14 protein-coding genes and 1 tRNA gene are annotated in these 18,174 nt (G+C 42.1%); 3 read left to right on the top strand and 12 right to left on the bottom strand.

Annotated features, from left to right (window positions below):
• Positions 1 to 71: 71 nt before the first annotated feature.
• The 4 genes from ispF to ABFY19_RS00870 all read right to left on the bottom strand — a co-directional run bounded on the left by ispF (position 72) and on the right by ABFY19_RS00870 (position 3,049).
• Entirely contained in the window at positions 72 to 545 is a 474-nt protein-coding gene (gene ispF / locus ABFY19_RS00885) for a 2-C-methyl-D-erythritol 2,4-cyclodiphosphate synthase (RefSeq protein ID WP_418791396.1), read from the bottom strand.
• Positions 542 to 1,240, bottom strand: a complete 699-nt coding sequence (ispD, locus tag ABFY19_RS00880; RefSeq protein ID WP_418791395.1) for a 2-C-methyl-D-erythritol 4-phosphate cytidylyltransferase — start codon at positions 1,238 to 1,240, stop codon at positions 542 to 544. The genes ispF and ispD overlap by 4 nt, the downstream gene beginning before the upstream one ends.
• Complete coding sequence (locus tag ABFY19_RS00875) at positions 1,233 to 2,369, bottom strand: PIN/TRAM domain-containing protein (protein ID WP_418791394.1); 1,137 nt, start codon at positions 2,367 to 2,369, stop codon at positions 1,233 to 1,235. The genes ispD and ABFY19_RS00875 overlap by 8 nt, the downstream gene beginning before the upstream one ends.
• A gap of 203 nt (positions 2,370 to 2,572) precedes the next feature.
• Positions 2,573 to 3,049, bottom strand: a complete 477-nt coding sequence (locus ABFY19_RS00870) for a CarD family transcriptional regulator (protein WP_418791393.1) — start codon at positions 3,047 to 3,049, stop codon at positions 2,573 to 2,575.
• Positions 3,050 to 3,246: 197 nt separating this feature from the next.
• On the opposite strand from ABFY19_RS00870, the gene ABFY19_RS00865 reads away from it, so the two are divergent.
• On the top strand, positions 3,247 to 3,642 hold the full coding sequence (locus ABFY19_RS00865) for a DUF1573 domain-containing protein (RefSeq protein ID WP_418791392.1): 396 nt from the start codon (positions 3,247 to 3,249) through the stop codon (positions 3,640 to 3,642).
• Positions 3,643 to 3,721: 79 nt separating this feature from the next.
• Here ABFY19_RS00865 and disA read toward each other — a convergent pair whose 3' ends face one another.
• The 7 genes from disA to ABFY19_RS00830 all read right to left on the bottom strand — a co-directional run bounded on the left by disA (position 3,722) and on the right by ABFY19_RS00830 (position 13,454).
• The gene (disA, locus tag ABFY19_RS00860) at positions 3,722 to 4,801 is read right to left on the bottom strand and encodes a DNA integrity scanning diadenylate cyclase DisA (protein WP_418791391.1); all 1,080 of its coding nucleotides are present in this window, start codon (positions 4,799 to 4,801) and stop codon (positions 3,722 to 3,724) included.
• Positions 4,798 to 6,162 carry a DNA repair protein RadA gene (radA, locus tag ABFY19_RS00855; RefSeq protein ID WP_418791390.1) on the bottom strand — a complete coding sequence of 455 codons (1,365 nt, stop codon included), beginning with the start codon at positions 6,160 to 6,162 and terminating at the stop codon, positions 4,798 to 4,800. Before radA ends, disA begins: the two co-directional genes overlap by 4 nt.
• A 155-nt stretch (positions 6,163 to 6,317) precedes the next feature.
• Complete coding sequence (locus ABFY19_RS00850; RefSeq protein ID WP_418791389.1) at positions 6,318 to 8,759, bottom strand: ATP-dependent Clp protease ATP-binding subunit; 2,442 nt, start codon at positions 8,757 to 8,759, stop codon at positions 6,318 to 6,320.
• Between the two features lie 18 nt (positions 8,760 to 8,777).
• Complete coding sequence (locus ABFY19_RS00845; protein WP_418791388.1) at positions 8,778 to 9,836, bottom strand: protein arginine kinase; 1,059 nt, start codon at positions 9,834 to 9,836, stop codon at positions 8,778 to 8,780.
• 11 nt (positions 9,837 to 9,847) lie between these two features.
• The gene (locus ABFY19_RS00840) at positions 9,848 to 10,360 is read right to left on the bottom strand and encodes a UvrB/UvrC motif-containing protein (RefSeq protein WP_418791387.1); all 513 of its coding nucleotides are present in this window, start codon (positions 10,358 to 10,360) and stop codon (positions 9,848 to 9,850) included.
• A 15-nt stretch (positions 10,361 to 10,375) separates the two neighbouring features.
• Complete coding sequence (gene clpB / locus ABFY19_RS00835) at positions 10,376 to 12,970, bottom strand: ATP-dependent chaperone ClpB (protein WP_418791386.1); 2,595 nt, start codon at positions 12,968 to 12,970, stop codon at positions 10,376 to 10,378.
• A 16-nt stretch (positions 12,971 to 12,986) separates the two neighbouring features.
• A complete protein-coding gene (locus ABFY19_RS00830) occupies positions 12,987 to 13,454 on the bottom strand; it encodes a CtsR family transcriptional regulator (protein WP_418791384.1) in 468 nt (155 codons plus the stop codon).
• A gap of 553 nt (positions 13,455 to 14,007) precedes the next feature.
• On the opposite strand from ABFY19_RS00830, the gene ABFY19_RS00825 reads away from it, so the two are divergent.
• Both ABFY19_RS00825 and ABFY19_RS00820 read left to right on the top strand, forming a co-directional pair.
• Positions 14,008 to 15,792 (top strand): TIGR04190 family B12-binding domain/radical SAM domain protein, encoded by a 1,785-nt coding sequence (locus tag ABFY19_RS00825; RefSeq protein ID WP_418791383.1) that lies wholly within the window; start codon positions 14,008 to 14,010, stop codon positions 15,790 to 15,792.
• A gap of 87 nt (positions 15,793 to 15,879) precedes the next feature.
• Positions 15,880 to 17,673 carry a TIGR04190 family B12-binding domain/radical SAM domain protein gene (locus ABFY19_RS00820; RefSeq protein ID WP_418791382.1) on the top strand — a complete coding sequence of 598 codons (1,794 nt, stop codon included), beginning with the start codon at positions 15,880 to 15,882 and terminating at the stop codon, positions 17,671 to 17,673.
• Between the two features lie 153 nt (positions 17,674 to 17,826).
• Here ABFY19_RS00820 and ABFY19_RS00815 read toward each other — a convergent pair.
• A tRNA-Asn gene (locus ABFY19_RS00815) sits at positions 17,827 to 17,901 on the bottom strand.
• Between the last annotated feature and the right edge of the window lie 273 nt (positions 17,902 to 18,174).

Here is an 18,174-nt window from a genome sequence, read left to right as displayed (position 1 = left end):
GGCTTTTTACTTACTATTATTTGTCGAAATCGTCCCATTAATTCCCTAATTTTTTATATAATTATTTTATCCTAAGCCTTCTTTATTCCCGCAACAGCATAAGCAGCAATCCCTTCTCCGCTGCCGGCAAAACCCATTCCCTCAGTGGTGGTGGCTTTAACATTAACATCAGAAACCGGGATACGCATGGCTCTTGCCAGGTTTTCTGTCATCAGGCTTATATATGGAGCAAGTTTTGGCCTTTGAGCTACGATAACGCTATCAACATTATTGACCTGATAACCATGTTCACAAATAATTTCTGTTACCTGTTCCAAAAGCACCAGGCTCGAAATACCTTTATACTTGTCTTCTGTATCAGGAAAATGCCTGCCGATATCCCCTTGTCCCGCTGCTCCTAACAATGCATCCATAATGGAGTGTGCCAATACATCAGCATCCGAATGTCCTTCAAGACCCTTTTCAAATGGAACTGCCACCCCTCCCAGCACAAGCTCCCTGCCCATTACCAGGCGGTGAGCATCATAACCAACACCAAATCTCACCCAATACCCCTCCTCTTTAGAATCGCCTCAGCAACTACAATATCTTCGGGAGTGGTTATTTTAATATTTTCATAAGACCCGGGAATAACCTTAACCGGCACCCCCAACCTTTCAACGAGCGTAGCATCATCTGTTCCCATAAATTCTGCAGCCTTGGCCAGTTTATGAGCCTTCTTTATTAAATCAAGGCGAAAAACTTGAGGGGTCTGAATGCTCCACAGCCTTTTCCTCATTACTGTATCTATAATTATTCCTCCGGCATCAGTCCTTTTAATGGTATCACTTACAGGTACACCAGCTACAACTGCTCCGGTAATCTTAACTTCTTCAGCCAGCCTGTTAATCAGATTAATAGGCAAAAGCGGCCTGGCTCCATCATGAATCATGATATAATCGCTCGAATCATCTATTGCTTCCAGACCACAATATACCGAGTCCTGCCTCTCACTCCCCCCGGCAACAACAACAGTCGGTTTGCTTATTCCATAATTAGAAAGTATATCTTGACGATAATACTCCTCTTCACCAGAAGCACAAACCAGCACTATATCACTTATAATCCCGGCATCCTGAAAGACTCTCAGGGTATGCACTATAATTGGCATACCCTTAAGAAGTATAAACTGCTTATTTAAATAACTCTTCATTCTTCTGCCCTGACCTGCAGCAGGTATAATAGCTGTAAACTTATCCAATGAAATTCACCTCACTATAGGAGGATGGCGGGTCGTGGTCAAGATTCTTTTTATCAGACTTGAGTCTGGCAAAAATCATTCTGCCTGCTGCTGTTTGCAACACACTGGTAACAACAACTCCAGTTTTCCGCCCAATAAACTTCTTGCCACCGTCAACCACAATCATTGTGCCATCATCCAGGTAAGCAACACCCTGACCCATTTCCTTGCCATCTTTAATAACTTGTACCAACATCTCTTCACCAGGCAGCACAACCGGTTTCACTGCATTAGCAAGTTCATTAATGTTTAGTACCTTGACCCCATGCAGTTCAGCAACCTTATTTAGGTTATAATCGTTAGTCACTACTTTTGCATTTAACACCTGGGCAAGTTTGACAAGCTTACTATCAACCTCTGCAATTTCTTCAAAGTCCTGTTCATATATCTGTACCATTACATCTAGTTCTTTTCTGATTTTATTCAGAATATCAAGACCTCTGCGGCCCCTGTTTCTCTTTAGTAAATCTGATGAATCTGCAATATGCCTGAGTTCTTCCAAAATAAATCCCGGAATAATCAAAGTCCCCTCAATAAACCCGCTTTTACAGATATCTGCTATCCTCCCGTCAATAATCACACTAGTATCCAGTATTTTGCATGATTGGGCAGTCTTAATATCTGTTTTGGTTTGTTTATCCTTGCTAAAGCGCGGCAAAAAACCAAGCAGTTCTTCCTTCCTTTTCATTCCTACACTCAAACCCAAATATCCCAGCAGTAAAGTGACAATAATCCGCAAAATTCCGCCAACCCATAACGGAAGCCATGAAATAGCAGCCCCTAACAAAGTAGCTATAATAAGTCCAATTATTAAACCAACAGCACCACCGACTACCTCCTGAATTGACATTTTGATAAGCCTAAATTCAAGCCAAGAAGTGAACTGAACCGTCCGTTCGATAATACCTGATGCCAGAAGAATCCCTAAAAACCCACATAAAAAGGTAATAATACCTATAATTCCATAATGCATAACCGGTTTGGCGATATCAACCCCACCAATATTGCCGGGCAGATAATAATAACTTAACCCAAATCCAAGGCTCATGAGAAATATTATTACCATAATTTTTAAAGCCCTACGAAACAAATTATCACCCCCTTTCTTACGTATAGCTTATGATTTTATTATTACCATTATACGCCAACAAATAACGTAGTATCAAGAAAAAAGGTTGTCGTTATATGAGATACCCAGCTTAAAACCACTCATCAGCTAATCAAAAGGCGCACATCATTCAAAGATGTGCTTTCCTGAAGAAATAAAAATTAATACGTCAGAGCCCTGACGTATTAAGCAAAAACGGCATCCAGCATAAGTTCAATTTTCTCTTCCTCTGTGCCGCGAGCAAGAACTAGTTCACTGATAAGAATTTGTCTAGCGTTTTCCAACATTTTACGTTCACCCGTAGATAAACCCTTTTCTTGTTCACGTAAGATAAGATTCCTTACTACTTCAGCAACCTCATATATGTTACCGCTTTTAATTTTTTCCAGGTTATTTCTATACCGGTGATTCCAGTTCTGAGACATAGTGTTTTTTCTGTCATGCAATATATCAAGAACTTTTTGCACACCTTCTTCATTAATTACCTGCCGCAATCCAATTTCACTGACATTGTTTATTGGAATCATCACTTTCATGTCACCGATAGGCATTTTCATAATATAATACTTTCTCTTTTCACCGAGGACTTCTTGTTCTTCTATAGCCTCAATGATACCGGCTCCATGCATAGGATAAACTACTTTATCGCCAACATTAAACATCATAGACCTCCTATAGACGGGTTTATATAACAGTATAGCACAAACAATATAGCAGTGTCAAATAAAAATGTATTATATCATATCTTTTTCCAGTATGTCAATAAATTTTTTTAGCTTTTATCACATTGACAGGTGAAGACTAATCTAAGTATAATTAAGCTAAGATAATCTGATAAAATGTAACAGAGGGGGACATTATGAAGGATTTATTATGTGACGAATTTCAAAACACGGTCTCCGAACTGTTAATACGTCACCAGAGTGTACTTGATGTATTAAGCAAACTCCAAGAATCTTCGTCTCGCATTAACCGTAGTGTTACAAAATCCGTTACCAGTTGCGGGTGTATAGAAGTTAATGCCAAAAAAAGAATCATTCCGGAAAATATCTCAATAATGGAACTAAAAAAATATACAGAATCCCATCTTAATGGAGAACTATGTCCTAAATGCCTTGAAATTATCGAAGCCGAAATTGGACGGACTCTTTTTTACCTAGCGGCACTATGCAATCATATGGATATTAATCTTTATGATGTATTTATTAAAGAACACAAGAAACTTTTGACTTTAAGGTATTTTAATTTTACATAATTCTTCTTATTGAAATCATCAAAATAGCTCAAGCCAGCTTCCAGAGGGCTTGAGCTATTTTGAATCGCCTTTTTATCACTTACCAGTGATGCCTGTCCAAAAGGACCTGATCTCTATACCTTTTTAGGCCTTCCTTTATTGCCCTTGCCCTTACCTCGCCTATACCCTCGACATCGTCAAGTTCCTCAATGGATGCATTTAATATTCTCTGCAATGAAGCAAAGGTATCTACCAGATTTTTTATTACCGGCCAAGGCAGCCTGGGAATTTTATAAAGAATCCGGTATCCCCTAGGTGAAACAGACTGGTCTAAAATGCCGGAACTGCCTACATAACCCAGGGCACGGCATATTAAAGACAAGTCAAGCAAATCTTCCGCATCCCATTGGCCTATAGTTTGGAGTACTTCCTCAGGTTTTTTGTCTTCATGCAGGTAATAGTCTTCCACAATAAGCTGTCCATCATCTTCAACATTTGCTACCAGCTCATCCATCTGCATACTGACAAGGCGTCCCTCACTACCCAGTTCTCCAATATATGTTTCAATTTCTTTAACTACCCTGACAACCATTTCAGTACGCTGCAGGGCCTTGGCGACATCATAAAGAGTAACTAGGTCCTGAAATTCCAAAGTGCTAAGTGTTGCCAGTGATTTATCAAGAACCACTTTGTATTTTTCCAGGGTCTGTACTGCCTGATTGGCCTTTGTAAGAATGACCCCAATGTCCCTGAGAACATACTTACCCGCCCCTTTATAAATTGTGATTACATTTCTTCTTTGTGAAATCGAGATTACCATAGTCCCGGTCTGACGGGCCACTCTTTCCGCGGTCCGGTGACGAATTCCGGTTTCCACAGAAGGGATGACCGAATCAGGTATCAGCTGAGTGTTGGCATACAAAATCTTTTTAGCATCATTGCTCAAAATTATTGCACCATCCATCTTTGCCAACTCATATATGCCGGATGGAGTCAGGTCCGCATTAATCTCAAAACCCGCATCAATAATTTCCATAATCCTGGGGTTGTCGCCGATTACAATCAAGGCTCCGGTCCTGGCTCGAAGAATGTTTTCCAGCCCTTCTCTAAGGGGTGTACCCGGGGCCAGTATTTTGATAGCTTTTAGGAATTCGCCGTCAAGTAAATGCTCGTCTTTCAAATCTTCACCCCCAATGCTGTCTCAAATGCCTCATTAACTGTTTTCACACCAACTATATTGACGCCCGGGATATCCTTACACTGGGTACAGTTAGCCACAGGAATGACAAAATTGCAAAAACCCAGTTTCGTCCCCTCATGTATTCTCTTAGCCGCCTGGCTTATTGCCCTCACTTCCCCGGTAAGACCTATTTCACCTAAAACTATTGTTGACGGTTCAACCGGGATATCCCTGAAACTGGAGGCCAAGGCAACAGCAATACCCAAATCAACTGCAGGCTCGTCCAACTTGACACCTCCTGCCGCATTAACATATGTATCTTGACTACCCAAATGCAGTCCTACCCTCTTTTCCAAAACTGCTAAAATCAAATTTAACCGGTTATAATCAACCCCGCTGGTCATCCTCCTAGGGTTGCCAAAGCTGCTTGCACTTACCAGCGCCTGTATTTCAACCAGCACAGGCCTGGTTCCCTCGATACCCGCTATCACAACTGAGCCCGAAACACCGGTAGGCCGCTCAGCAAGGAATATTTGGGATGGATTCGTCACTTCTGCCAAGCCCTGGTCTCCCATCTCAAAAACCCCAATCTCATTAGTGGAACCAAAGCGGTTTTTGACTGCCCTCAAAATTCGAAAACTGTGATTGCGTTCCCCTTCAAAATATAGGACCGCATCAACTATATGTTCCAAAACTCTGGGTCCTGCAATAGACCCCTCTTTAGTTACGTGACCTACTATAAAAACAGGAACATTTCTGGTCTTAGCCTCCTGCATAAGAGAATAGGTGCATTCCCGAACCTGAACAACACTTCCAGGAGCTGATGGAATTTCCTCCCGAAAAATTGTCTGGATAGAATCAATGATGACAAGTTTCGGTGACAAACTTTGTATATAAATTAATATTTGCTCCAGTGAGGTTTCAGCTGCCACAAACAATTTTTCTGCAACAGCCCCAAGCCTGGCTGCCCTCATCTTAATCTGCCTGACAGACTCTTCAGCAGTAACATAAAGAGTAATGCCCCGCTCTTTTGCTACAACTGATGCGGCCTGGATGGCAATAGTTGATTTTCCAATCCCAGGATCGCCCCCAATCAGAACTAATGAACCGGGTACAATACCGCCTCCCAGAACCCTGTCCAGCTCTGCTATCCCGGTAATCACCCGTTCTTCGGAGATATCCGATACTTTGGTTATCGACAGCGGCTGTGAAACAGGCTGCTTTAGCCCGCTTTTTGTTTTCTTTGTATTTATTTCCTCAGAAAAGGAATTCCATGTGCCACAACCCGGACATCGCCCATACCACTTAAATTCTTCATGACCGCATTCGGTACAAATAAACCTGGTTCTTATTTTCGCCACGATATACCTCACAATACAAATTTCTTAACTAATAATTATACCATGCAAAATCAGTATCCACAAGGTACATTTTGATAGAATAAAGCGAAGAAAAGGCCATCCAAATCCGGCTGGCCTTTCCCCTCTACTCCAAGTTATCCTTCATTCTATCTGCCTTAAGTGCCTGCGCTCACCATGTCACCAACTACAACAATTCCTTCTGCACCTGCGTCAATAAGCAGTTTATTCCCTTTATTGAAATTTCCTGAAAGGATTTCTTCAGAAAGCCGGTCTTCTATATGTTTCTGAATAGCACGGCGCAGAGGCCTAGCCCCGTACATCTGGTCAAAACCTTCTTTGGCCAGGAATTCTTTAGCCTTTTCCGTAACCTCAATAATCAAATTACTCTCTCTCAGTCTTGCGGCAACTTCGTTCACCATAAGCTCAACAATTTGCTTGATATGGCTTTCATCCAAGGAATGGAATACAATAATTTCATCAATCCGGTTCAGGAATTCAGGCCTAAAGGTACGACGCAGTTCATTAGTTACTTTATCCTTCATATCTTCATAGCTTTTTTCCCTAGTTGCAGGCCGGAAGCCAAGTGAAGTTTCTTTTTTCAGCATTTCGGCACCAACATTTGATGTCATAATCAATACAGTATTGCGAAAATCAACAGTACGCCCTTTAGCATCTGTTAGCCTGCCGTCTTCCAGGACCTGAAGCAGAATGTTAAAGACTTCTGGATGAGCCTTTTCAATTTCATCAAGAAGAATTACACTATATGGTTTTCTCCTGACTGATTCTGTTAATTGACCTCCTTCATCGTACCCCACATATCCGGGAGGAGCTCCAACAAGCCTGGATACAGCGTGTTTTTCCATATATTCAGACATATCAATTCTAATCAAAGCATCCTCTTCGCCAAACAAAGCCTCCGCCAATGCCCTGGCAAGCTCAGTTTTGCCAACCCCTGTTGGGCCTAGGAAGATAAAAGACCCGATTGGCCGTTTGGGATCCTTAAGACCAGCCCGTGCCCGGCGGACAGCCCTGGATACCGCCTTAACCGCCTCATCCTGTCCGATAACCCGCTGGTGCAAGACCTCCTCCATTTTCAAAAGTCTTTCGCTCTCTTCTTCAGCCAGTTTACTAACAGGAATTCCCGTCCAACTGGATACAATATGAGCAATATCTTCTTCTTCAACAGTTTGCTTTTCAAACCCTTTTTGCTTTTCCCAGTCTTTTTTTATGTTATCCAGTTCTTCCCGAAGGTTTTGTTCACTATCCCTCAACCCGGCGGCTTTTTCGAATTCCTGTGCTGAAATAGCAGCTTCCTTTTCCTGGCGTATTTTTTCCAGCTCTTTTTCTTTCTCTTTAATTCCCGGAGGCGCAACATAAGTCTGCAGCCTGACTCTTGACGCAGCTTCATCAATAAGGTCAATAGCCTTATCAGGCATAAACCTATCGGTAATATACCTGTCTGACAACCTAACAGCGGCTTCAATTGCTTCATCAGAAATTTCTACTCGGTGATGGGCTTCATAGCGGTCCCTTAAACCACGGAGTATTTCCAGTGCTTCTTCAATATTTGGTTCTTCCACGGTAATAGGCTGAAACCTCCGCTCTAAGGCAGGGTCTTTCTCTATATGCTTACGATATTCATCAAGAGTTGTTGCACCAATACATTGCAGCTCACCTCTGGCCAAGGCCGGTTTCAGAATGTTAGCGGCATCAATTGCACCTTCTGCTGCTCCGGCTCCAATAAGGGTATGCAGTTCATCTATAAAAAGAATAATATTTCCGGCACTCCTGATTTCTTCCATTACTTTCTTCAAACGCTCCTCAAATTCACCACGGAACTTGGTCCCGGCAACAACTGATGCCAAGTCAAGGGTAACTACCCTTTTTGATAATAAGGTCTCCGGCACATTGCCTTGTTCAATTCTTTGGGCCAAACCCTCGGCAATGGCAGTTTTACCCACCCCAGGCTCACCAATAAGTACCGGGTTGTTCTTTGTTCTTCTGCTCAACACCTGGATTACCCGTTCAATTTCTTTCTCCCTGCCTACCACAGGGTCTAATTTACCTTCCTTACCCAAAACAGTCAAATCGCGACCAAACTCATCAAGATTTGGAGTAGCGGTTTTGGCATCGGTTGCTTTTGATTGTCCCCCCGACGACTGGCTCCCGTTTAACATCCCTATAACCCCCTTGCGGACAGAGTTCAAGTCTGCTCCAAGGTTTTGCAGCACAGTTGCCGCCACTCCTTCGCCTTCCCTGATAAGGCCGAGCAAAATATGCTCTGTCCCAATATAGTTATGGCCAAGGCTTCTGGCTTCATCAAATGAAAGTTCTAATACCTTCTTAGATCTGGGAGTGAAGCCAATATCCCCAATGGCAGCTCCGCCACCCTTACCAATAGTCTTTTCAACTTCCTGGCGGACCTTATCAGATTCTATGCCCAAAGAATGCAAAACCTTTGCAGCAATGCCGCCTCCTTCTCCGATTAAACCCAATAATAAGTGTTCAGTACCAACATAAGGGTAATTTGACCGTCTGGCTTCCTCCTGAGCCAGCATTAAAACCTTTTGAGCCCTTTCCGTAAATCTTCCAAACATAGATTTCACCTCACAATTTTAATTTATTTTTTCCCTTATAATTTCAGCTCGCAGCAAATCGCGTTCTTCGGCATTTAAATCCTTACCTGCCTTTTTAATAAGAAAAGCAGGTGTAGTAATAATTATCAATTCATTAATTTTTGCAAAATTTAAGTCTTTTAATAAACCCAGCTCCACTCCAAGCCTAAGGTTCGAAATGTTTTTCAGCGCTTCTTGGGAAGTCATTACCCTAGCCTGACTCATTATCCCAAAGGAGCGAAAAATTCTGTCCTCAATCACAGATTTATTATTATTGTAAATTTTTTCTCTGGTGGCCCTCTCCTGGGCAGCAACCTGTGTGGTTACTGTAAGAAGGTTTTTTACTATCTCTTCTTCAACATATCCCATAGTAACCTGGTTGGATACTTGAAAAATATTTCCATAGGCCTCAGTCCCTTCACCATAATATCCTCTTACAGCAAGGCCCAACTGAGCGACGGCAGCAACTATTTTACCCACCTGTTTTGTCATCACCATGCAAGGCAGATGAAGCATCACTGAAGCCCGAAGCCCTGTACCGACATTCGTGGGACAAGATGTAAGATATCCTCTCTTTTCACAATAACTATAATCCAATTGTTTTTCCAGGATATCATCTGTACCATTAGCCAAATTCCAGGCCTCCTCCAGCTGCAATCCCGGAAGGAGACACTGAATTCTCAAGTGGTCCTCTTCATTAACCATGATACTGACAGACTCATCTGCTGCTAAAACCACGGCACGGTTAGCCGGGTTTTGGATATGCTGGGGACTTATCAAATGCTTTTCTACCAATATCTGCCTTTCAATGGCAGTTAATTCAGACAGTAAGATAAACTCCGGATAATCTAGTTTTCCCGCTGCTTCATTTTGTATCACAACATTCCTGACTGCATTTAATATCTGATCAGCCTGTTCTTCGGACATAAAATGGGGAAAGGGGTAATCCTTTAAGTTTCTGGCCAACCTAATTCTGGAGCTTATAACTACATCTATATCAGGCCCCTCCCCCTCGGCCCACTTAGTTTTCGTACTGATTAAAGTATCCTTTATTGACATGAAGATACCCCCTAGCCAAGTTTCTTTTCCAGGCTGCGAATCTCATCCCTTATTTTAGCAGCCTTTTCATATTCCTCACGGTTGATAGCAGCCTTCAGCTCAAGTTTTAATCCCTCTATTTCCTTACGCAATCCGATAGTGCCTCCGGTCCTTTTAGGTATCTTGCCCATATGCACCGGATTCCCATGTACCCGTCTTAACACGGGTTCCAGCTTATTTTCAAAAACTTCATAGCATTTAGGGCAACCCAGTTTGCCAACTTTTGAAAACTGGGCATCAGTAAAACCACACTGCTCACACCGGACCGTCTCTTCACGTTTTTCTTGGGCCACATGACTTCCTGGCACAGGTTGATTAAACAAGTCGGCAAAAATATTGTGCAGCATCCATGTGGGTTCACCAAAACCGATATTATTTTCTTCCTGTGCACAAATGTCACAGAGATTTGCTTCGGTTTTCTTGCCATTAATAATTCTGGTCACATGAACTGTTGCCGGTCCCTTCTGACATTTTTCACATAACATGCCGGTACCCTCCTCCTATGCTTTATCTATGCTTAAACCAGTATCCCCAGCCCTTAAGACCACGATATCCCCAGGCAGGAAATCACCCCTGACTACATGGCGGCTAAATGGAGTTTCCACTTCCTGCCTAATCAGCCTTTTCAGCGGACGAGCGCCATATACCGCTTCATAACCTCTTGATGCCAGGTAATTAAGGGCACCATCCTTATAGCTCAGCTTTATCCCATTAGTGGCTAAGACATGGCGGGACAGTCTCTCCAACAGAAGTCCGGCAATTTTTCGAACATGCTCCTGTTCCAGGGCATGGAAAACCACAATTTCGTCAACCCTGTTAAGAAACTCAGGCCTAAAATGCTGCCTCATAATATTTAAGACACTGTTTCTCATTTGTTCAAAATCCCCGCCGCGTTCCTGATGAGCAAGAATCTCCTTGCTGCCTATATTTGATGTCATAATAACAACAGTATTCCTAAAGTTAACAGTACGCCCATGCCCATCTGTCAGTCTGCCGTCATCCAGTAATTGCAGCAGGACATTAAACACATCATGATGTGCTTTTTCAATTTCATCCAATAGTATAACCGAATAAGGCTTTCGCCTAACTGCCTCCGTCAATTGACCGCCTTCTTCATAGCCAACATATCCCGGCGGGGCTCCAATCAACCTGGAGACCGTATGCTTTTCCATATATTCAGACATATCCAGCCTAATAATACTGCGCTCATCATCAAAAAGTGCCTGTGCTAAAGCCCTGGCCAACTCAGTTTTGCCAACACCGGTCGGTCCCAAAAATATAAATGAACCAATAGGACGATTGGGGTCCTTAATCCCGGCCCTTGCTCTAAGTACAGCATCAGCAACGGCACGTACCGCCTCATCCTGGCCAATAACGCGTTTGTGCAATTCCTCATCAAGATGAAGTAGTTTTTCTTTTTCACCTTCCATCAACTTGCTGACCGGTATACCTGTCCAACGGCTAACTACCCTGGCAATATCCTCTGCATCAACTTCTTCCTTTAAAAGCATCCCGCTTTTCTGCTTGCCCGCCAGATGCTCTTCCTCTGATTTGAGCTGTCTTTCAAGATTATCAAGGCGGCTGTATTTCAGCTCTGCCAACCTGTTAAGGTCGTATTCACGCTCAGCTTTTTCCATTTCCTGCCTCGTTTGCTCAATTTCTTTCTTTAAGCTGCGTACTCTGGAAATGACTTCTTTTTCCACCTGCCACTGGGCCTTCATACCATCAGCTTCACTGCGCAATTCAGCCAACTGTTCCTTAATTTTGTTAAGCCGTTCTCCGGAAGCCTGATCCTTTTCTTTTCCCAAAGCGGCTTCTTCAATTTCCAGCTGCATGATTTTTCGTGTGATTTCATCCAACTCAGTCGGCATACTGTCAATTTCTGTACGCAGCTTCGCCGCGGCTTCATCCATAAGGTCAATTGCCTTATCGGGTAAAAACCGATCAGAAATGTAACGGTCAGACAGCATTGCCGCCGCCACAATAGCGCCATCCTGTATACGAACTCCATGATGTACCTCATAACGCTCTTTCAAGCCTCTTAAAATAGAAACTGTATCCTCAACCGAGGGAGGATTAACTATAATCGGCTGGAAACGACGCTCCAGAGCCGCGTCTTTTTCCACATATTTCCTATATTCATTTAAGGTAGTAGCACCAATTGTACGCAATTCACCCCTGGCCAGCATTGGCTTGAGAAGGTTCCCGGCATCAACCGAACCCTCAGCGGCGCCGGCACCGACAACTGTATGCAGTTCATCAATAAATAGGATTACTTTGCCATCTGACTCCTGAACCTCTTTGAGGACCGCTTTCAGCCTTTCCTCAAATTCACCGCGGTACTTGGCACCGGCAACAAGTGCGCCCATATCCAGATTTATCAAACATTTGTCCTTTAACCCCTCAGGGACATCGCCCGCTACAATCCGCCGTGCCAATCCTTCGGCAACAGCAGTCTTACCAACTCCAGGCTCTCCAATCAGTACCGGGTTATTTTTAGTTCTCCGAGAAAGAATTTCAATAATTCTTCGTATTTCATCATCACGGCCAATAACCGGATCTAATTTCCCGTCCCGTGCCAGTTTTGTTAAATCACGACCGTATCGTTCCAAAGCCTCATACGTTCCTTCAGGGTTTTCCCCGGTTACTCTCTGATTTCCCCTTACTGCCCGCAGTGAATTAAGCAGATTTTCACGGGTAAGCCCGGCCTCAGCTAAAGCTTCCTTAGTCTCTGGCTCCCCGTCTTCCAGCAAGGCTAACAGCAAATGTTCTACACTAACATAATCGTCCTTCATGTCCCTGGCTTCCTTTTCAGCTCTGACCAGGACACGCGCTAGACCGCTGCCCATTATAAGGGAGCCTTCATATCCCGTAACAACGGGAATTTTGTTTAACAGCCAGGAAACCCTTCCGGCAAAAATAGTCGGATTAACTCCGGCGTGTTCCAGAAACCGGGGGGTCATCCCCCCATCCTGCTCCATCATAGCAGCCAGCAGGTGTTTCCCGGTAAGTTCTTGGTGATGCCGTTCTGCAGCAAGCTGCTGGGCTGCAGAAATAGCTTCTCTGGATTTTTGAGTAAAGCGGTTAAAATCCATCTTTACACCCCCTCCCCTATTTTTTGTGCCTAAGTAATACCATCAACATTGATTTCAAAAGTACCGCCCTATGCCTTCGAGCTTCAGGATCTCTTTGCTCAGGCACCGCCACTTCTATAACGGTTTCCATAAGGTAGACCTCACGCCTTGAAATAATATTTTCTTCGAAAAGATAATGAATTAGGCCAATAGCCTCATCGGTGGAAATCTGTGTGCCAATTTTTTCATAAACAATATCAAGCAGTTCTTCCGATTCCTCCAGAGGGACTCTAATTATGCGGATAAAACCCCCGCCGCCCCTTCTAGTCTCAACAACATACCCCCTGCTTAAAGGGAATCTAGTACTTAAAACATAATTAATCTGAGACGGTACACAGCTAAATTTTTCAGCCAGTTCACTGCGGCGAAAAATAATTGCCCCACTGTTGCTCAGGCCTATTTTTGCTTTTATATATTCTTCAATGATATCAGTAATATTTGCCATATACATCCCCCCGCGAACGCCATATTCGACCTTTTTTGACTTTGACCTTTTTTGACTTTGACCTTTTTTGACCTTTAATATATTTTATACCTTTTTTGACCAAAATATTCAAGTCCTGTAATTGGATATATTTTGCCAAACTCATCTTTATCCGTCTGTTTTTTGCTATTATATTGTCATTAATCACTACAGGTATTTATTACGCTATGTTGCGCACGATATCTGATTTTGTTGCTGTTTGCTAATATTTTTTGGTCAGTAATTTATATTTATTCCTTTGACCTTTAGACCTTTTCTGACCTTTGTCGACATTTTGGCAGAAAAATTCTCTTCTAAACATAGATTTAATGTGGTAAAATGTAGATGGTTCGCTCCAGACCTCGTTTTCATTATTGACAGTGTGCTTGCGTCAGGTGGAGTATATTATATTCCGCCTGACGTTAAAATTAGTTTATATTTTTTATTCATTTATTATATATACGTGCAAATATGCATAGAATTATATTTACATGCAAAGATGCAAAGATGCATAAAAGGAAAGAGGGACTAATAAATGCTTAAACTGTTTAAAAAAGACCTGATCTTTCTCCACGCTCCGAGTGTTTACGATTTTAGAAAAGATACCATTATGTTCGGGCCAATCAGTGATGTTGTGCCCTCATCTCCTACTTTTGAAATGTATCCTGTTGGGATTACCAGCATTGGCGAAACTCTTGAGCATAATGGTTTCAATGTACAGATTGTCAATATTGCCTACCAGATGCTGAGAAATGAGGACTATGACGTTGAAAAAGTGATTGCTGCTATGAATCCGGTTGCCTTTGGGATTGACCTTCACTGGCTGCCTCATGTTCATGGCAGTATAGAGCTTGCCAAAATATGCAAGAAGTATCACCCGGATATTCCAGTCATTTTCGGGGGCTTATCATCTTCTTATTATCATGAAGAACTTATATCTTATCCGTTTGTTGACTTTGTTGTCAGGGGGGACAGCACAGAAGAACCAATGCTACAGTTAATGAAAGCTTTGAGATATGAACTTCCCTTTGATAAAATCCCAAACCTTACCTGGAAAACAACAGACGCCACCCCTATGATTAACCCGTTGACACACGTGCCGGAAAATATTGATTATATTTCGATACCTTGTTATAGTTATGTGGTGCGTTCAGTGTTCAAATACGCAAATTTGCATAATACCGTACCATACCTTGACTGGTTAAAATATCCGATTACAGCTCTGCTAACAGCACGGGGCTGCACTCAAAACTGTTCCATCTGCGGAGGCTCTGAATTCGCGTATAAAAGGATTTGCAACAGGGACAAGCCGGCATATAGATCACCTCAGTCCCTTATTGAAGATATCCGGCTTATCCAAAAACTTGGCCAAGCCCCAATTTTTGTGCTTCATGACCTGCGTCAAGCAGGCCCGGAATATGTAAACGAATTCTTTAGTTTACTAAAAAAGGAAAACGTAAAAAACGAACTGATTATAGAATTATTCTGGGAAGCCGATGATGAGTATTTTGCCAAAATTGCAGATGCAGTGCCAAAATTCAGCCTGGAAATGACCCTGGAAACCCATATAGAGTCTATCCGGAAGATGAACAGAAAATTTTCCTGTTCCAACGAACAGGTGGAAAACACTATAGCCTCAGCCTTTAAATACGGCTGTCGAAAAATTGATATCTTTTTCATGACCGGTATCCCCAAACAAACCTATGCACAAGCCGTAGATTCTATTAACTACTGCCGTCATTTGCTTGAAAAATTTGATGGTGATAAAAGATTGTCCCTGTTTATTGCACCATTAGCACCATTTCTAGACCCAGGTTGTCTGGCCTTTGAGTTCCCGGAAAAATACGGTTACAAAAAGTATTGCCACACACTTGAAGATCATTATCATGCACTCACCAAACCAAGTTGGAAACACATTCTTAGTTATGAAACGGACAGTATGACCCGTGATGAAATTGTACGCTCAACGTATGAAGCTGCTTTAAAACTTAATGCCCTTAAACACGAATATAACCTTATTGATGATGATGTTTACAAGCAGATAGAGTTCAGAATCAGCAGTGCTCAAGAAGTAATGGATGAAATAGACAAAATAATGGATATCAAGGATGAAGGCCTGAAACAAGATGCCATGAAAAAACTAAAAACCAAAGTCGAACAAATCAACCGGCATTCAATCTGCGGCAAAGATGAACTAAAGTGGCCCATCACACAGCGATTTGGAAATATTTTTTCCTTGGCTTCAGTTTTTATCCGGCTTTTGTTTGTAGAAGTGAAGCTTTTTTTCAATAGAGCCCGGCTGCTGCTGGGGCAAAAATAAACCTTTTTACTTTTTATTGTCATATATTATAGGTTTATATATTATCGATTGTGATTTTTCTTGCAATCTTGGAAATGGGGGAGAACTATGTTTCGCAAAGATTTAGTTTTTTTACACGCTCCCAGTGTTTATGATTTTCGGAAAGATACAATTATGTTTGGACCAATCAGTGATGTTGTGCCTTCAACAGCAACATTTGAAATGTATCCGGTTGGAATCACCAGTATTGCTGATAGCCTGGAACAAAACGGTTTTAATGTACAATTGATTAATCTTGCTTATCAGATGTTGAGAAATCCTAATTATGACGTGGAAAAGGTTATTGCCGGGCTTAACCCCAGATTGTTCGGCATTGACCTGCACTGGCTGCCACATGCCCATGGTAGTATTGAGGTAGCCAAAATAGTCAAAAAGCATCATCCTGATACGCCTGTTATTTTTGGCGGTCTGTCCGCCTCTTATTATCACAAAGAACTGGCAGCATACCCCTGTGTTGATTATGTCTTAAGAGGAGACTCTACAGAGGACCTTATCAAACAACTTATTATCGCTATAAGGCAAGGACGTCCGGTCGATAAAATCCCGAACCTTACCTGGAAAAAGTCGAACGGTGAAGTTGTTGTTAATCCTCTTACACACGTCCCTGATGATATGGACTATACCTCAATTCCTGGTTATAAATACGTTGTCCGCTCTGTTTTTAAATATGGCAGTCTGCATAACACCGTTCCTTATGCAGACTGGATAAAATATCCGGTAACAGCTCTGCTGACTTCCCGTGGCTGTACCCAGAACTGTTCTATCTGCGGCGGGTCGGCATCTGCATATAAAAAAATATGCAATAGGTCCAAACCGGCCTTCCGGTCACCAAAAGTAATGATTGAAGATATTCTTTTTCTGCAAAAACTCGGGCAGGCTCCGATATTTATCTTAAATGATTTTCGCATGGCAGGTCCCGAATTTACTGAGGAATTTTTAACATTACTAGAAAAATCCAATATAAAGAATGAACTGGTATTCGAGCTGTTTTTCCCGGCAGGTGATGAGTTTTTCGGGAGACTGGATAAAGCCCTGCCAAACTACAGTATTGAAATTACCTTGGAATCACATATTGAACGAATTCGTAAATTTAACGGAAAGCTCCCGATCAGCAATAAAAAAATAGAAGATACTTTAGAATCAGCCCTGAAAAATAACTGCCGTAAAATAGATATATTTTTCATGACAGGGATTCCCAAGCAATCTTATGAGGATGCCGTTTCTTCAGTAGATTATTGCCGCTACCTACTAGAAAAGTTTCAGGGTGATAAAAGGCTGTGTTTCTTTGTAGCCCCGCTGTCACCTTTCCTGGACCCCGGATGTCTGGCTTTCGAAGAACCCGAGAAATTCGGTTACAGGCAGTTTTACCGTACCCTCGAAGAACACCGCCAGGCTCTTACCAAGCCTAGTTGGAAATATATTCTTAGCTATGAAACTGATGCCATGACCAGGGACGAAATTGTTGATGCAACATATGAAGCGGCATTAAGATTGAATAAGGTTAAAAAAGACTATGGGTTAATTGATGAACCACTTTATAAAGATATCGAATACCGCATTAAAATGGCCCGGGATATAATCAAGGAAATTGACGATATAGTTAAACTTCCTCAAAATGAACAAAAAGTAAAGCTGCAGCAAATGCGTAAAAAAGTTGAAGCTGTGAATAAAGCCACCATATGCGGCAATGATGAACTAAAGTGGCCTTTTAAAGAAAGGCTGTCAAATGGCATCACACTTTTTAAAATTTTGGTTGGCCTGTTTTTCGAAGAATGGTGCCTCCTGTTTAAAAGAATCAAGCTGACATTAACAGATGATGATTTCAAGGTAGTACGTAAGTAGTATGGTTCAGTGAATGGCCTAATAATTTTCAGTATAATTAAGAGACGTGCATCCCGTTTGATGTACGTCTCTTTTCAATATCTGATAATATCATTTTGCCCCTTTTATTAAAGAAGACTGACTCCTAGTTATGAGTCAGCCCCGTATTTTTTATGGCTCCCCGGGTAGGATTCGAACCTACAACCTACCGGTTAACAGCCGGTTGCTCTACCATTGAGCTACCGAGGAGTATATCAACGAATAATATCTTAACATACTTTTAAACCTATTTCAAGTTTAATTAATTTGCCTGAAAACCTACACCTGGCACTTAACCCTACCCGGTTTCAACCATGGCAAACCCAGCCTGCATAAAAAAACACCAGAAATGCGCAAAATAGTTTTAATCATTGTTATATCCTTCTTTATGTTGTTTGATGTTCATCAATTTTTGAGAATACAGAAAAAGACGCTTTAGGGATTTACTAATTTCCCAAAAGCGTCTTCGCTCTTAATGCATCC

It is taken from the genome of Phosphitispora sp. TUW77 (assembly GCF_048453025.1).
In the GTDB taxonomy this organism is placed as follows: domain Bacteria; phylum Bacillota; class Thermincolia; order Thermincolales; family UBA2595; genus Phosphitispora.
This window is presented reverse-complemented; position numbering and strand designations above follow the sequence as displayed.

Coding starts and splice junctions, on each gene's coding strand:
- ABFY19_RS00870 (WP_418791393.1), bottom strand. CDS start 3,049: ATGTTTAATGTTGGCGATAAAGTAGTTTATCCTATGCATGGAGCCGGT.
- ABFY19_RS00865 (WP_418791392.1), top strand. CDS start 3,247: ATGAAGGATTTATTATGTGACGAATTTCAAAACACGGTCTCCGAACTG.
- ABFY19_RS00850 (WP_418791389.1), bottom strand. CDS start 8,759: ATGTTTGGAAGATTTACGGAAAGGGCTCAAAAGGTTTTAATGCTGGCT.
- ABFY19_RS00845 (WP_418791388.1), bottom strand. CDS start 9,836: ATGTCAATAAAGGATACTTTAATCAGTACGAAAACTAAGTGGGCCGAG.
- ABFY19_RS00840 (WP_418791387.1), bottom strand. CDS start 10,360: ATGTTATGTGAAAAATGTCAGAAGGGACCGGCAACAGTTCATGTGACC.
- clpB (WP_418791386.1), bottom strand. CDS start 12,970: ATGGATTTTAACCGCTTTACTCAAAAATCCAGAGAAGCTATTTCTGCA.
- ABFY19_RS00830 (WP_418791384.1), bottom strand. CDS start 13,454: ATGGCAAATATTACTGATATCATTGAAGAATATATAAAAGCAAAAATA.
- ABFY19_RS00825 (WP_418791383.1), top strand. CDS start 14,008: ATGCTTAAACTGTTTAAAAAAGACCTGATCTTTCTCCACGCTCCGAGT.
- ABFY19_RS00820 (WP_418791382.1), top strand. CDS start 15,880: ATGTTTCGCAAAGATTTAGTTTTTTTACACGCTCCCAGTGTTTATGAT.